The 15266-nt window shown below is 69.8% G+C and carries 13 protein-coding genes and 1 pseudogene; 11 read left to right on the forward strand and 3 right to left on the reverse strand.

Going from position 1 to position 15266, the window contains the following annotated elements; translation table 11 throughout:
• The first annotated feature begins 60 nt into the window (after nt 1–60).
• A complete protein-coding gene (locus ACWFRF_RS34095) occupies nt 61–1398 on the forward strand; it encodes an ATP-binding protein (RefSeq protein WP_379312785.1) in 1338 nt (445 codons plus the stop codon).
• An 85-nt stretch (nt 1399–1483) separates the two neighbouring features.
• Complete coding sequence (locus ACWFRF_RS34100; RefSeq protein ID WP_379312782.1) at nt 1484–2140, forward strand: response regulator; 657 nt, start codon at nt 1484–1486, stop codon at nt 2138–2140.
• Nucleotides 2141–2149: 9 nt separating this feature from the next.
• Here the strand turns inward: ACWFRF_RS34100 and ACWFRF_RS34105 are convergent, their stop codons facing one another.
• Nucleotides 2150–3283 (reverse strand): serine/threonine-protein kinase, encoded by a 1134-nt coding sequence (locus tag ACWFRF_RS34105; protein WP_378996856.1) that lies wholly within the window; start codon nt 3281–3283, stop codon nt 2150–2152.
• 199 nt (nt 3284–3482) lie between these two features.
• On the opposite strand from ACWFRF_RS34105, the gene ACWFRF_RS34110 reads away from it, so the two are divergent.
• From ACWFRF_RS34110 to ACWFRF_RS34125, 4 genes are all read left to right on the forward strand, one after another.
• Nucleotides 3483–4223: a hypothetical protein gene (locus ACWFRF_RS34110; protein WP_378996854.1), complete on the forward strand. Its 741-nt coding sequence runs from the start codon at nt 3483–3485 to the stop codon at nt 4221–4223.
• Nucleotides 4224–4424: 201 nt separating this feature from the next.
• Nucleotides 4425–5996, forward strand: coding sequence for a DNA polymerase Y family protein (locus ACWFRF_RS34115; protein ID WP_449972137.1), 1572 nt, complete (start codon nt 4425–4427; stop codon nt 5994–5996).
• 94 nt (nt 5997–6090) lie between these two features.
• A complete protein-coding gene (locus tag ACWFRF_RS34120; RefSeq protein ID WP_452454237.1) occupies nt 6091–7017 on the forward strand; it encodes a sucrase ferredoxin in 927 nt (308 codons plus the stop codon).
• Nucleotides 7018–7126: 109 nt separating this feature from the next.
• Entirely contained in the window at nt 7127–7567 is a 441-nt protein-coding gene (locus ACWFRF_RS34125; RefSeq protein WP_379312784.1) for a GNAT family N-acetyltransferase, read from the forward strand.
• A 66-nt stretch (nt 7568–7633) separates the two neighbouring features.
• On the opposite strand, the pseudogene ACWFRF_RS34130 reads toward ACWFRF_RS34125, so the two are convergent.
• Nucleotides 7634–8545 (reverse strand): annotated as a pseudogene (locus ACWFRF_RS34130) (SDR family NAD(P)-dependent oxidoreductase); the annotation flags it as partial.
• 177 nt (nt 8546–8722) lie between these two features.
• Between ACWFRF_RS34130 and ACWFRF_RS34135 the strand changes: the two are divergent.
• The 4 genes from ACWFRF_RS34135 to ACWFRF_RS34150 all read left to right on the forward strand — a co-directional run bounded on the left by ACWFRF_RS34135 (nt 8723) and on the right by ACWFRF_RS34150 (nt 14386).
• Nucleotides 8723–9178, forward strand: coding sequence for a hypothetical protein (locus ACWFRF_RS34135; protein WP_378635369.1), 456 nt, complete (start codon nt 8723–8725; stop codon nt 9176–9178).
• Nucleotides 9179–9235: 57 nt separating this feature from the next.
• A complete protein-coding gene (locus ACWFRF_RS34140) occupies nt 9236–12913 on the forward strand; it encodes an error-prone DNA polymerase (RefSeq protein ID WP_452454232.1) in 3678 nt (1225 codons plus the stop codon).
• Between the two features lie 221 nt (nt 12914–13134).
• The gene (locus ACWFRF_RS34145; protein ID WP_452454234.1) at nt 13135–14202 is read left to right on the forward strand and encodes a DUF4349 domain-containing protein; all 1068 of its coding nucleotides are present in this window, start codon (nt 13135–13137) and stop codon (nt 14200–14202) included.
• Nucleotides 14162–14386 carry a DUF167 domain-containing protein gene (locus tag ACWFRF_RS34150; RefSeq protein WP_378635378.1) on the forward strand — a complete coding sequence of 75 codons (225 nt, stop codon included), beginning with the start codon at nt 14162–14164 and terminating at the stop codon, nt 14384–14386. Before ACWFRF_RS34145 ends, ACWFRF_RS34150 begins: the two co-directional genes overlap by 41 nt.
• A 1-nt stretch (nt 14387) precedes the next feature.
• Here ACWFRF_RS34150 and ACWFRF_RS34155 read toward each other — a convergent pair whose 3' ends face one another.
• Nucleotides 14388–14870 (reverse strand): tRNA (cytidine(34)-2'-O)-methyltransferase, encoded by a 483-nt coding sequence (locus tag ACWFRF_RS34155; RefSeq protein WP_379301651.1) that lies wholly within the window; start codon nt 14868–14870, stop codon nt 14388–14390.
• Between the two features lie 46 nt (nt 14871–14916).
• Here ACWFRF_RS34155 and ACWFRF_RS34160 point away from each other — a divergent pair, with 46 nt between their 5' ends.
• Complete coding sequence (locus tag ACWFRF_RS34160) at nt 14917–15243, forward strand: DUF3017 domain-containing protein (protein WP_235569656.1); 327 nt, start codon at nt 14917–14919, stop codon at nt 15241–15243.
• Nucleotides 15244–15266: the final 23 nt, after the last annotated feature.

Raw genomic sequence — 15266 nt, forward strand, 5'->3', positions numbered from 1 at the left:
AGCGCGCCGGGTTACGCCCAGTATCCGCAGGGTTATGGCGTGCCGCGCGGCTATCGGCCCATGCTGCCCGTCCCCGGCCCCGAGCCGGTGGGTGCGCCGATGCCGGAGACCCCGCGCCTGGTCCGTCGCAGTGGTGGGCGGGTGGTGGGTGGAGTCGCGGGTGGTCTGGCCGACCATCTCGGTGTCGACGTGATCAAGGTGCGGCTGGCGTTCGTATTGCTGTCCGCGCTGGTCGGCGCGGGACTGGTGGCGTACGGGCTGCTGTGGATCTTCACTCCCGGTGGCGCGGACGCGGCGAAACCGACCGGTGACGAGCGCAGGCAGGCGATCGGGCTCGCCCTGCTCGGGCTCGGACTCGCGGTGACGGTGGGGTGGTTGTTCCAGGGGACCGCGGCGAAGGTGATCGCGCCGATCGTGGTGGTGGCGGTCGGCGCCGCGCTGGTGTGGCGCGAATACGATGTCGCCGCGCCGGGGCCGCGGGCCCTGTTCGGGCTGCCCGCGCGACCCTCGGTGGTCACCTGGTCGCGCATCGTGGCCGGGGCGACGCTGATCGTGGTCGGGCTCGGTGTGGTGGTGCTGGCCAGGATCGATCTCAGTTCGCTCGGGTCGGCGCTGATCGCGGTGGCGGTCACCCTGGTCGGCGCGGGTCTGCTGACGGTGCCGCTGTGGCTGCGCATGGTCCGCGCGCTCAATGCCGAGCGCGGCGCCCGCATCCGCAACGAGGAACGCGAGGAGATCGCCTCGCACCTGCACGATTCGGTATTGCAGACGCTCGCGCTGATCCAGCGCCAGGCCGAGGATCCGCAGGAGGTGCTTCGCCTGGCCCGCAGTCAGGAGCGTGAACTGCGCAAGTGGCTCTTCGACGACACCGCACCCGCCCAGTCGAGCCTGGCCACCGCGCTGCGCACCATCGCGGGCGAGGTGGAGGACCAGCACGGTGTGAAGGTCACCCCGGTCACCGTCGGCGATGTGGCGATGGACCCCGGCGACACCGGCGCGGGCCTGCCCAAGGAGCATTTCACCGCCCTGCTCGGCGCCACCCGTGAGGCGCTGGTCAACGCCGCCAAGCACGCCGAGGTCCCCGAGATCGACCTGTTCGCCGAGACCGAACCCCACCAGGTGAGCATCTTCGTGCGCGACCGTGGCGCCGGTTTCGACGTGTCGGCGGTGCCTGCCGATCGGCGCGGGGTGGCCAAGTCGATCTGTGCCAGAATCGAGCGCCGCGGCGGTACCGCCGTGATCGACTCGACCCTCGGGCGTGGCACCGAGGTGCGGATCGTCATGCCGCGCACCGACTCCGGGACCTCCGAGCCGGACGAGGTCGCGAGCGACGACGCGCCGACCACCGCAGGCCCGGATGACCACGCGCCGACGCGGGACCATCCGGCCGATCACTGAGCGCGATCGCACCGACCCGGGCCGATCTCGGCGCCCGGACGCCGCGGTGTGGTACCGATGACAGCAGGTCGATCGAGCGGTTCGAATGAGGAGTCTGGTAGTGAGTGTGCGGGTGTTCCTGGTCGACGATCACGCGGTTTTCCGGTCGGGGGTGCGGGCCGAGCTGAGCCGGGAGACCGACATGGAGGTCGTCGGTGAGGCCGGGGCGGTGGCCGAGGCGATCGCCGGGATCGATGCCACGAAGCCGGACGTGGTGCTGCTCGACGTCCACATGCCCGACGGTGGTGGAGTGGCGGTGCTGAGCGGGATCGCCACGGGGCCGGTGTGTTTGGCGTTGAGTGTGTCCGACGCGGCCGAGGATGTGATCGCGGTGATCCGGGCGGGGGCGCGTGGGTACGTCACCAAGACGATTTCCGGTGCCGAGCTGGCCGACGGTATCCGCCGGGTCGCGGGTGGGGACGCGGTGTTCAGTCCGCGGTTGGCCGGGTTCGTGCTCGATTCGTTCACCGGGCGCTCGCCGGTCCCCGAGCCGCCGCTCGATCCCGAATTGGATTCACTCACCCCGCGCGAGCTGGAGGTGCTGCGCTTGCTGGCGCGTGGATACACCTATCGGGAGATCGCCGAATCCTTGTTCATCTCGGTGAAGACCGTGGAGACGCACGCGTCGAATGTGCTTCGTAAGACGCAACAGTCGAACCGGAACGCGCTGACTCGATGGGCGCATCGGCGCCGCATCGAGTGAAGCTCGGCTCTACATCACGGCGATGATGATCGCGATCAGGATGATCAGGCCGATCAGCACGCCCGCGCCGATGGCGAGGGGGGCGCCGTTGGGGAGGTTGTCGACGAAGCTGCCGGTGCGCTGCTGGGGTGCGGCGGCGGTGGCGCCCACCGGCGCGCGGTGCGGGCGCGGGAGGGGGGAGGAATTGTGGCTACGCAGGCCGCTGGCGGAGTTACGGGTGGACCAGGCCGGGATGGTGCCGTCCTCGGTGCGCAGCGGCACACCGAGGATGTAGGCGCCGGTGCCGGGTCCGAAGGCGGCGGTGAGGATTTCGTCGCGGGCCTCGGCCATGGTGGGGCGGCGCTGCGGCGCGGGCTCGAGCATGTGCAGCAGCGGCTGGGTGAGGATGCCGCTGCGGGTGGGCGGGATGATCCGGCCCATCGCGGCCGCGGCGACGACGTCGTGCTCGTCGGAGTCGAAACCGAACGGCGGCTGGCCTTCGAGTGCGGTGTAGAGGGTGGCGCCGAGGGAGAACACGTCGCTGGCCTCGGTGGGCCGGGCGCCGCGCGCGACCTCGGGCGGCAGGTAGGCGGGGGTGCCGGTGATCACACCGTCGGGTTCGTCACCCTGGGTGTCGCCGGCGCCGCGCGAGATGCCGAAGTCGCTGAGTTTGGCCAGGCCCACACTGTTGCCGCGGTCGGCGACGAGGATGTTGCCCGGCTTGATATCGCGGTGCACGATGCCCGCGGCGTGCGCGGCGGCCAGCGCGTCGGCGACCTGCGCGCCGATCTGGGCGACCTCGACCGCGGGCAGCGTGTCGACCAGCGCGAGCGCCTTGGCCACGCTGCGCGAGGGTAAGTACTCCATGACGAGCCACGGCTCGCCCGCCTCGATCACCACGTCGTGCACGGCCACGGCGTGGATGTGCGACAGCTTGGCGGCCACCCGGCCCTCGTGCACGATGCTGCTGCGGATTCGCTCGGCCTCGGCCGCGCTCAGTCCCGCGGTGGACAGCACCTGCTTGATCGCGACTTCCCGGTTCAGCAACCGATCGGTCGCGAGCCAGACCGCACCCATGCCACCCCCGCCCAGCTTGGACTGCAGGCGGTAGCGACCCGCGACCAGGTAGTCGGGGCCGATATGGGGACGAGCACGTTCGGTCACGGGTGCGAGGGTAGCCGAATATGGCGCTGACTGGCCGGGATCTCCGGGGTGCTGCGCGGTGGACACGGGGTGGGGGTGGGTGTCACGCTGGTCGCTATCGAACGTATATTCGAATACGATCGATAGCTGAAACGGTGCTGCCGTTTCGGCGCAGGGCGGTTTTCCGCTCGCGGGTCCATCGTGGAAGTAGGTGGTGTTGATGGGTTCGGAAGCGTTGTCGCCCGATGCGGGCATGATCGACGAGCTGCGCAGGCGGATGGCCGCGGTCCCGGGCCGTGGTGAGTCCGCGACCGGGCATATGCCACGTGAGCAGCCACTACGCCGAGATCTGCTGCCTGTTCCGCCCCCACTCGCCGATCTGTTGCCCGATGGTGGGCTGCCGAAAGGCGCGGTCGTCGCCTACACCGGCGCACACTCTCTGCTGACGGGAATGCTCGCCGCGGTTACCGGGAGCGGCGGCCACGCCGCGGTCGTCGGCCTGCCCCGGCTCGGTTTGCTGGCCGCTGCCGAGATGGGTGCCGAGCTGTCCCGGTTGGCGGTGATCACCGACCCCGGCCCCGACCCCGCCGAAGTGGCCGCGGTCCTGCTCGACGGCCTCGACCTGGTAGTCCTCGGCCTCGGCGGCCTCGCTGTTCCTCCGTCGCGCTGCCGCGTCCTCGCCGCCCGCGCCCGCAATCGCGGTGCCACCCTGGTGGTCGCGGGCGAATGGGCCAACCCGACTCTGCGCCTGGACTCCCGCGTCACCGGGTACCGCGGCCTCGGCCCCGGTCGCGGCCGCTTGCGCTCGGTCTGCCTCGACGTGCGCGTGAGCGCCAAGGCCGGCCAGACCCGCCATGGCCGTATGGACCTGTGCGCCCAGGTCGGCCGCACCGAATGGCTGCCCCGCGAAACCGTCAGCGGTGCACCGGAAGTCACCGCGCTACACGAGGCCGTCTCATGATCGCCGGGCCGTTGTCAGGTTCCGGCCGATGGGCGTGAGGAGACCTACCGACTGTCCGGCGGCCGCCCGGACGATCGCCGCGGGTCTCCCGTTCGTTCCCGAGTCGCTCTCGGCACGCCGTTGCGGTTACCGATCGCCCACCGCATTCGTGGTGGGTGGCTCGTTCGGACGTGGCGTGGCGTGTGGATCGGTGGTGTCGTCGTGACGCGCGTTGAGCGGGTGCTCGCGGTGTGGTGCCTGGACTGGCCCGCGGTGGCGGCGGCCGCGGTGGAGGGAGTGTCGGCGGAGCGACCGATCGCGGTGTTGCGGGGAAGTTCGGTGGTGGCGTGTTCGGCGATCGCGCGGGCCGAGGGTGTGCGGCGGGGGATGCGACGGCGGGATGCGCAGGGATGTTGCCCGGAACTTGTTGTCGTGCAGGATGATCCGGATCGCGATGCGCGGTTGTTCGAGCCGGTGGTCGGCGCTGTCGACGAGACGGTGCCCGGCGTCGAGGTGTTGCGGCCCGGGCTCATCGTGCTCGGGGCACGCGGTGCCGCACGGTATTTCGGCTCCGAGGAGGCCGCGGTGGTGCGGTTGATCGACGCGGTCGCCGTGGCGGGAGCCGAGGCGCAGATCGGGATCGCCGATGCCATGTCGACAGCGGTGATCGCGGCACGGCGCGGGGCGATCGTGGCGCCGGGGGAGGGCGCGGAGTACCTCGCTGGGCTCCCGGTCGCGGAGCTGGCGGTGGAGCCGAGCCTGGCCGCACCGCAGCGCGCGGAGCTGGTCGACCTGTTGCGCCGCTTGGGTTTGCGCCGCATCGGCGACTTCGCGCGCCTTTCTCCTGCCGAAGTGGCCTCCCGGTTCGGCGCCGACGCCGTGCTTGCCCATCGCACCGCCCGCGCCCTGCCGGAACGTCCACCGTCGGCACGCCGGCCCGCTCCGGAACTGACCGTCGAGCTGGCCTGCGATCCGCCCATCGATCGGGTCGACGCGGCCGCCTTCGCGGGCAGGCAGCTGTCCACCCGGCTGCACGCGGTGCTGTCGGCGGCGGGGGTGGCGTGCACCCGGCTCGCCGTGACCGCGCGCACCGAGACGGGTGAGGAGCTCACCAGGATCTGGCGCTGTGCTCGCCCACTCACCCCCGCCGACACCGCCGACCGCGTCCGCTGGCAACTCGACGGCTGGCTCACCCACCGCGCCCGCCCCACCGGCCCGATCGTCGCGCTCACCCTGGAACCGGTCGAGGTGGTCGCCGCCGGTGCGCTGCAACTCGGTCTGTGGGGTGGTGAGGGTGAGGAGACCGAGCGCGCCCGCCGCGCCCTGGTCCGCGTGCAGGGGCTGCTCGGTGGCGAAGCGGTCCGCATCGGCGTGCTCAGCGGCGGGCGCGGGCCCGCCGAACGCATCACCATGATCGCCCTCGGTGACGAGCTGACCCCCGCCGCCGACCCCACCCAGCCCTGGCCGGGTCGTCTCCCCGAACCCGCTCCCACGCTGCTCCTGCTGCACCGCCCGGTCGTGCATCTGACCGCCGCCGACGGCGCCCCCGTCCTGGTCACCGATCGCGGCCTGTTCACCGCCGTCCCCACCCGTCTGCGCTGGGGCAGCAAGCAGTGGGCGCTGCTGGGCTGGGCGGGCCCCTGGCCGATCACCGAACGCTGGTGGTCCACGGCCGAGCCCACCTCCCTGGCCGTACGCGTCCAAGTCCAGCTCGATGCCGACCCTACCGAGATCCGCGCCGTCCTGCTCGTCTACGACGCGATGCACTGGCACGCCGAGGGCGTCTACGAGTAGCCCACCACCCCGGTTCTAGAGTGAAACGACGCTTGTCCGGGACAGTCCCGGAAGGCTCGGTCGTGGGAGGAGCGCTGTGAACCCGTTCGAGGGCATGCTGTGTACGGCGGCCGCTGCCGATCTTCCGCTGCTCGGTACCGCGGGACATTTCACCGGATGGCTGTGTATCGAGCATCCCGGTGCGTGGGGCGGTGATGTGATCGGTGACGAAGTGCTCGGTCCGGAGATCACCGCCGAACTCGCGGCGCGTACGTCGGCGGCGCAGGTCCGGCCGACGCTGATCCGCCGCCCCGGCCGCAACGAGTTCACCGGTACCCGCACTGTCCTGCTGGTCAGTTCGCGGCCGGAGGGCTCCTGGTGTGAGCGGTTCGAGATCACCGACTTGCGCCAGCTCTTCGACATCGACCTGCATCTCGTCGACGGTCCGGCGCCGGGAATCGGTGTGCGCGTGGACGATCCGGTGGTCCTGGTCTGCGCGCACGGCAAACGCGACCAGTGCTGTGCCCTGCTGGGCCGCACGATCGCCGCCGCCCTCGCCGCCGACTACCCGGGCCGGGTCTGGGAGGCCTCGCACACCGGTGGTCACCGCTTCGCCCCCGCGGTCGTCCTGCTTCCCTCCGGCCTCACCTACGGCCGCGTCGACGCCACTGCCGCCAAGGCGATGCTCGCGGCGGCCGACGTCGACGAGGTCTCCCTGACCGGTCTCCGCGGCCGCAGCTGCTACCCCCCGATCTCCCAGCTCGCCGAAGTGGCTGTGCGCGAGCAGGTCCCGGCCGATGCCACCGCTCTCACCGTCCAGCCCGACCCGGCCCCCACGCACGACCCGACCGTGGCGGGCGCCGCCATCGTCACTCACCGCGACGGCCGCCGCTGGCGCGTCACCGCCCGCACCGTCCCCGCCGCCCCGCGCCAAGCCAGCTGCGGTGCCGCCCCCAAACCGGCCACCTACTTGGAACCCGCTGCGATAGAACAACTTCCCGCGCTGTCTCGCGCGCAGTCCGAACGTCCCACGGATCGCTGACTCATCGACTGCGGACGACTCGGCTTCTGGGCAAGCTTCACAGTGGACTACTGGAACTACGGCGCGGTGGCCCTCCCGCACGTCGTCCGACGGGCTTAACGTCGACTCCATGATCGACATCCGGGAAATCGGCGAGGACGAAACCGAGCTGGCGGGCCCGGCTCTGCTGGAGCTTCGCCCACGGTGGGAGACGGCATCGCGCCTGACCGAGTTCATCGATAACGAACTCCGCCCCGCGGGCTACCGTCTCATCGGGGTCTTCGAAACGGGTTCCCCCGCGGCACTATCGGTGGCAGGGTTCCGTGAATCCCACTCCACCGCCTGGGGCCACCACCTCTACATCGACGATGTCTCCACCCTTCCCGTGGCGCGCGGTCGAGGCCATGCCGACCGTCTGCTCGACTGGCTCACCGCCGAAGCTCGGCGTCTGCGGTGCACGGGGGTCCACCTGGACTCCGGCGTCGGTCCTACCCGAGCCGCCGCCCACCGTCTCTATATGCGCCGTCATCTGACCATCACCGCCCACCACTTCACCCTCGACCTGCAGTGAATCGTGGCGGACCCGGCAGCACTGAATCCATGTGGGTGCGAGACGAACCGAGTGACTACGCGGGGGTCACCAGTGTGTGCCGGGTACCCAGCGGGCCGCGCGGCGCAGGGCGGTGCCGGTGGCTTTTCGGGCGGCGGAAGGGGTTTTCGGATCTGCCCGGGGTGCCGGTGCGGGGGCCGGGGTGTCTTCGGCCGATTCGCCCTTGGCCGCAGGGGAATCCGGCAGTGCGCGGTAGTAGCGGTGCAGGATGCGGTCGCGGAGTTTGGGGGTGATGATGCCGCCGTATTCGGCGAGGGTGCCGAGGGGAACATCGATGCGTTTGGGACGTTCGGTGAGGGCGCGCACGATCGTGCCCGCGGCCCACTCGGGGGATTCGGACGGCCCCTGGTCGCCGCTGGGGGCGATCATCGGGGTGCGCACCAACGGCATGTGGATGGTGGTGAACGTGACTCCGTCGGCGAGGGTTTCGACCGAGGCGACCTCGGTGAACTTGTCCAGGGCCGCTTTGCTGGCGAGGTAGGCGGCGAAGCGAGGGGTGGCCACCTGCACGCCGGCGCTGGAGATGTTGACGATGTGTCCGAAGCCGCGTTCGCGCATCTGTGGCAGCAGCGCGAGGGTCATCCGCAGCGCGCCGAAGTAGTTGACCGCCATGGTGCGTTCGAAGTCGTGCAGGCGATCGGTGGAGCGGTGGATGGCGCGGCGGATGGACCGGCCCGCGTTGTTGACCAGCATGTCGACGTGGCCGTGCTGGTCGAGGATCGCTTTGACGGCCGAGTCCACGGATTCGGAGTCGGTGACATCGCACGGGTAGCCGTAGGCCTGCCCGCCCGCGTCGACGATCTCGGCGACCACCGCGGCCAGTTCGTCGGCGCGGCGCGCGAGCAGGAACACCACGCCGCCCTTGTCGGCGACCGAGAGTGCGGCGGCCCGTCCGATCCCGGACGACGCACCGGTGATCACGACATGCCTGCCGGTGAGATCGCGCCGCTTGCGGCCCCGTTCACCTGGAGAAACCTGAGACATCACTGCTCCTTTGCAGCTCGTTGCCTCGAACTTACTCCAAAGTAAGTTCGAGGGCCAGGGTCGCCGGAAAACTCGAAAATATGTTCGAGTGGCTCTCGCTAATGTTCGAACATATGTGCGATACTGATGCACATGGCGGACGATCGGATGGCGGACATCTATGCCGCGGTGCGGCTCGGCGGTGGCGACCCTGATGCGGCGCGCGCGGCGCTGACCAGGCTGTGGAGTGAGATAGGGGAAGGCGGCGACCCATTGCATCGCTGCGTGGTGGCACATCACCTGGCGGATGTGCAGGAGTTGCCGGAAGGTGCCTTGTTGTGGGACCAGCGGGCGCTGGCCGCGGTGTTCGGGCCGGGCATCCCGCTCGATGAGGGGCTGCGCGGGTTCCTGCCCTCGCTGTATCTGAACCTGGCCGACAGTCATCGCCGCGTCGGTGACTTCGAGATGGCGCGGATGCAATTGGCCATCGCGCGCGGGCACCTGGATGTGCTCGCCAACGATGCCTACGGCGCGGTGATCCGCACCGGTCTGAGCCATGTGGAGGCGGCGCTGGAATCGCGGTCGATGGAGCGCTTGCCCGCGAATTGAGTAGTCCGCCAAGGGGAAAGGGTGCGGTGATGCGGGGGTCGTGAGAGGAGCGGGTGCATGGGCTGGAGCAACGGTCCGCCGACCTGGTCGGAGCTGGAGCGGGTGCTCTCGGGCAAGCCGAGCGGCAGGCCTACGCAAGACTTGCACCCGGGCGACGGCGGCGACAGTCCGGCCTGGTCACGCAAACGCGGCGAGTACCACGCCGTCGAGCTCGACCGGCCGACCGGCCCGACGGTGCCCTACGCGGAGCTGCACACCCACTCCGCCTACAGCTTCCTCGACGGGGCGAGTCAGCCGGAGGAGCTGGTGGAGGAGGCGGTGCGGCTCGGTCTGGAAGCGCTCGCGCTCACCGACCACAACGGGTTCTACGGGACCGTCCGGTTCGCCGAGGCGGCCAGGGAATGGGGAATGCCAACGGTTTTCGGTGCCGAACTGTCACTGGGAACCGATGCGGAGGCGGCGCCGGGCCGAGGGGATGCGGTCCGGCGCCGTTCTGTCCCTCGGGGCGGGGTGCGTTTCATGCCGGGTCGAACGCAGGCGCACGAAGCAGATACTGATGGGCCGAGCGGGGACACGGCTGACGGCGGTCTGCGCGATGCCGGCGGTTCGGCCGAGCCGCGAAACGGGCACGCGAACGCGCCGGACTCAGTGCCGCGCACTGGATCTCCTGACCCTGACGGTCCGCATCTGCTGGTCCTCGCCAGGGGCCAGGAGGGTTATCGGCGGCTGTCGCGAGAGATGGCGGCGGCGCATATGGCCGCGGGGGAGAAGGGTGTTCTGCGATACGACCTGGACGCCCTCACCGCGGCGGCGGGCGGGCACTGGCATATCCTCACCGGCTGCCGGAAAGGTCACCTGCGCACCGCGCTCGAACACGATCTGCGCGGTGGCGATATCCGGCTGCCGAAAGCCGAAGCGGCCCTGCGGGATCTGCTCGAACGATTCGGCGCCGATCGGGTGAGTGTGGAGCTCACCCATCACGGCATCGCCACCGATGACGAGCGCAACGCGCTGCTGATCGCGCTGGCCGACCGGCTCGATGTTCCCGTACTCGCCACCACCGGTGCGCATTTCGCCTCTCCGGCGCAGCGTCGCCGGGCGATGGCGCTGGCCGCGATCCGCGCCAGGAGCAGTCTCGACGAGATGGCGGGCTGGCTCGCGCCCACCGGCGGCGCGCACCTGCGGTCGGGTGCGGAGATGGCGCACCTGTTCGCCGACTACCCGCACGCGGTGGCGAACGCGGCGGTGCTGGCCCGCGAATGCGCGTTCGACCTGGGGTTGATCGCCCCGAAGCTGCCCCCGTTCGACGTGCCCGCCGACCATGACGAGAATTCGTGGCTGCGCGAGCTCGCCCTGCGTGGTGCCGCCGAGCGCTACGGGCCGCCGGCGCGGAACCCGCAGGCGTACCGGCAGCTCGAGCACGAGCTCATGGTGATCGAGAAGATGGAGTTCCCCGGCTATTTCCTGGTGGTGCACGACATCGTCGAGTTCTGCAAGAACAGCGACATCCTGTGTCAGGGCAGAGGCTCGGCCGCCAACTCCGCGGTCTGCTATGCCATCGGCATCACCAATGTCGACCCCGTCGCCAACCAGCTGTTGTTCGAGCGGTTCCTCTCGCCCGAGCGCGACGGACCGCCCGATATCGATGTCGATATCGAATCCGACCGCCGCGAGGAGGCCATCCAGCACGTCTACGCCAAGTACGGTCGCGACTACGCCGCCCAGGTGGCGAATGTGATCACCTATCGCGGCAAGTCCTCGGTGCGTGATGCCGCACGCGCACTGGGCTTTTCACCGGGGCAGCAGGACGCGTGGAGTAAACAGGTGAGCCGCTGGTCCGGGGTGGCCGCCGAGACGGGCACCGATATCCCGGACGCCGTGCTCGAGCTCGCGGGCGAACTCGACGGTCTGCCACGGCATCTGGGGATCCACTCCGGCGGCATGGTGATCTGCGATCGGCCGATCGCCGACGTATGTCCGGTGGAGTGGGCGCGGATGGCCGGGCGCAGTGTGTTGCAGTGGGACAAAGACGACTGCGCCGCGGTCGGTTTGGTGAAATTCGACCTGCTCGGCCTCGGCATGCTCTCGGCGCTGCACTACATGATCGACCTGGTGCGCGAGCACAAAGGCGAGCAGGTCGAACTGCACGCGCTCGATCTCACCGAAGCCGGTGTCTACGAGATGCTCTCGCGTGCCGACTCGATCGGGGTGTTCCAGGTGGAGTCGCGCGCGCAGATGGCGACATTGCCCCGGCTGAAGCCGCGTACCTTCTACGACCTGGTGGTGGAGGTGGCGCTGATCCGGCCGGGGCCCATCCAGGGCGGTTCGGTGCACCCCTACATCCGCAGGCGCAACGGCAAGGAAGCGCCGGTCTGCGATCATCCCGCGCTGGAGAACTCACTCGCCCGCACCCTCGGTATTCCGTTGTTCCAGGAACAGCTGATGCAGATGGCCATCGACGTGGCCGGTTTCAGTCCCGCCGAAGCCGACCAGTTGCGCCGCGCCATGGGTTCCAAACGCTCGCCGGAGAAGATGGAACAGTTGAAGGACCGCCTCTACCAGGGCATGCGGGACCTGCACGGCATCACCGGCGCTCTCGCCGACCGCATCTACGAGAAGCTCTACGCCTTCGCCAATTTCGGTTTCCCCGAGAGTCATTCGCAGAGTTTCGCCTCGATCGTGTTCTATTCGTCGTGGTTCAAGCTGCACCATCCGGCGGCGTTCTGTGCCGGGCTGTTGCGTGCGCAGCCGATGGGTTTCTACTCACCGCAGTCGCTGGTCGCCGACGCCCGCAGGCACGGGGTGCGCGTGCACGGCCCCGACATCAACGCCAGCCGTGCCGAGCCCACCCTCGAGAACGCGGGCACCGAGATCCGGCTCGGCCTGTCGGGTGTGCGGCACATCGGCACCGACCTCGCCGAGCGCATCGTCGCCGCCCGTGCCGAACACGGTCCCTTCGCCTCGATGCTCGACCTCACCGGTCGCGTGGAACTCACTGTCGCCCAGTCGGAATCGCTCGCCACGGCGGGAGCGCTGGACGTTCTGGTCGATACCGAACCGCGCGCTGCCGGCGCTGCGACGCACGAACCGTTCACCGGCGACAGCCGGAGTTGGGCAGCAACACCTGCCGCGCGAGCTTTGGACGCGGATCATCGAGTGCTCGAACAAGGTTACGGCCCGCCGGATTCAGCTGTGCCAAAGGATTCGCGTGGCAGCAGCGTGCGCAGGGCGGCATTGTGGGCGGCGGGCGCGGCGGCTGTGGAACGTCCGGATCGCCTCCCCGGCACCGGTCCAGCCACTGTCGCCCCGGCGCTGCCCGGCATGAGCGCGCTCGAACTCGCCGCCGCCGATGTCTGGGCCACCGGCATCTCGCCGGGCTCCTATCCCACCGAATTCCTTCGCGCCCATTTGAACTCACTCGGGGTGGTGCCCGCGTGCGATCTGTTGCTCGTCGAGGACGGCTCCCGCATCCTGGTGGCGGGCGCCGTCACCCACCGTCAGCGCCCCGCCACCGCCGCGGGCGTCACCTTCCTCAACCTCGAAGACGAGACCGGCATGGTCAACGTCGTCTGCTCGGTCGGCCTGTGGACGCGCTACCGCCGCCTCGCCCAGAACGCCACCGCCCTGCTCATCCGCGGCCGCATCCAAAACGCCGAGGGCGCCGCCAGTGTCGTCGCCGACCACCTCGAACACCTCGACCTGACCATCGTGGCCCGCTCCCGCGACTTCCGCTGAGATTTTGGAGCGCTGGCGCGCTCGAGCGGGGCCCTGGAGGCCCCGATCTTCCCTCCCTGCGGGTACTCCTTCGTCGCACCCTCCGGTCAGTCCAGATCGGGGCGGGCCCCTTTGGGTAGAGACATACAGGGGTTACCCGGCCCGGGGTGTGCACGCATGGGGTGATGTGTCCGCCTAGTTGAACGCCAGCCGGGGGTCCGCTGACGCACTACGCTGCGAACATGCGCAAGCTTGCCGTGGTGATGATCGCGTTGCTCGGACTCGTGTTCCTGGTCGGGTGCGGCGACGACGACAGCGAGGACCATGCCGGTAAGGCGTCCTCGCCCACTGTCATGGGCGGGCCCGCTCCCGCGGTGACGCCCGGTTTCCGGGAGGGCGCCCCGCAGCAGGACAGCCCGGCGCCGACGGATCAGTCGAACCGGAAAGAGGTGATCACCGGGTCGGTGGATGTCACCTCGGGGGACCCGATCGCCGCCGCGGCGACCGTCACCGAGCAGGTCCGCGCCGTCGACGGCCGGATCGACAGCCGCACCGAACAGCCCGGCACCGACAAGCGTGCCGCTCGGGCCGTGCTCAGTGTGCGGGTGCCCGCCGACAAGACCGATGCCTTCATCACCGGGCTCGGTGGGGTGGGCACGGTGACCCGGGTGAGCACCAACCGCGACGATGTCACCATGCAGTGGCAGGACCTCGACGCCCGCATCCGCGCCCTGCAAGCCTCCGCCGACCGGCTCAAAGCGCTGATCACGAGCGCCACCAACACCGCCGACCTGATCGCCGCGGAGGAGGCACTGTCGAGCAGGCAGGGCGAACTCGACAGCCTCACCGCGCAGAAACGCAGCCTCGACGATCAGGTCGCGCTGTCGACGCTCACCATCACCCTCACCGCCGACGACGAGAACGCACCCGGCGACCCGGACAACTTCTGGGACGGCATCGTCTCGGGCTGGCACTCGCTGATCGACTGGTTGCAGGACGCGATCGTCTTCGTCGGCAAGGCCGTACCGTGGCTGGGCTTCCTCGCGGTGATCGGCGGATTGCTGTATGCCGCACTGCGATTGCTGCGCAGGCGCCGTCGCACCGCAGCGCACGTGTCCACCGCTCCCGCACCCGCACCCGCAGCCACCGCTCCCGCGCCTACCGCACCCGCAGCGACCGCTCCCGCGCCTACCGCACCGGCAGCCACCGCATCCGAGGTCGGCGCATCAGGCGCACCCGAATCGGCAGCATCCGGGAAGGAGACCCCCGGTGCCCACAGTGCGGGCGACGATCAAACCGAACAGCCGTAAAGGCCCACTCGTCGAAACCGCCGAAGACGGCACTCTCACCCTCTATGTCCGCGCCCCGGCCGTCGAGGGCAAGGCCAACAAGGCCGCGATCGAACTACTCGCCGATCATTTCGGCGTAGCCAAGTCCGCCGTTCGGCTGACCGCCGGCGCCACCTCACGGTTCAAGCGATTCGACATCGACTGAGTCAGACCGCACCCGGAAAGCCCAGCTGCCGCCAGGCTTCGTACACCGACACCGCCGCCGCGTTCGACAGATTCATCGACCGCCGCCCCGGCAGCATCGGAATGCGCACCTGCTCGGTGATCTGCGGATCGGCCAGTACTTCCGCGGGCAGACCGGTGGGCTCGGTGCCGAACAGCAGCGCGTCGTTGTCGCGATAGGCGATATCGGTGAAACGCGTGGTGGCCTGGGTGGTGAAGGCGAACACGCGGCCGGGCCGGATCGCCGCGAACGCCGTCGCCAGGTCGGGATGCACGGTCACCACCGCGAGGTCGTGGTAGTCCAGTCCGGCCCGGCGCAGCTTGGACTCCGAGAGGTCGAAGCCGAGCGGTTCGATCAGGTGTAGCGCGCAGCCGGTCCCCGCGGCCAACCGGATCGCATTGCCGGTATTGGGCGGAATCACGGGCTCGTGAAAGATCAGGTGCAGCACAGCGGACCACTCTGTCATGCGCCACCCCGTCCGCGCGCAGGCGGTATCTGGAACAATCGGGCTCGTGAACGAGGCGGAGACGACCGGCAAGCACCGGGTCGCGCGGTTGAGCGCGGGGGAGCAGTACCTGCGCAGTCATCTGCCGATGACCGTGGTGACCGCGCTGATCGTGATCGCGGTCGGCTTCGTCGCGTGGGATCGGTGGCGTCGCGGCGCGCTGATCTTCGGCAGCGCCGCCCTGGTGGCCGCCGCGTTCCGGCTGTGCCTGCCGACCGTGCAGGTGGGATTGCTCGCCGTGCGCAGCCGCCCGTTCGACGTGGCGGCGCTGACCGCGCTCGGCAGCGCCATCGTTTTCCTGGCCGCCACGATCAACACCCTCGGCGTCAGCTGAGACAGAACCGGGCGCGGGCGGAC

This window comes from Nocardia sp. NPDC055165, from assembly GCF_053606985.1.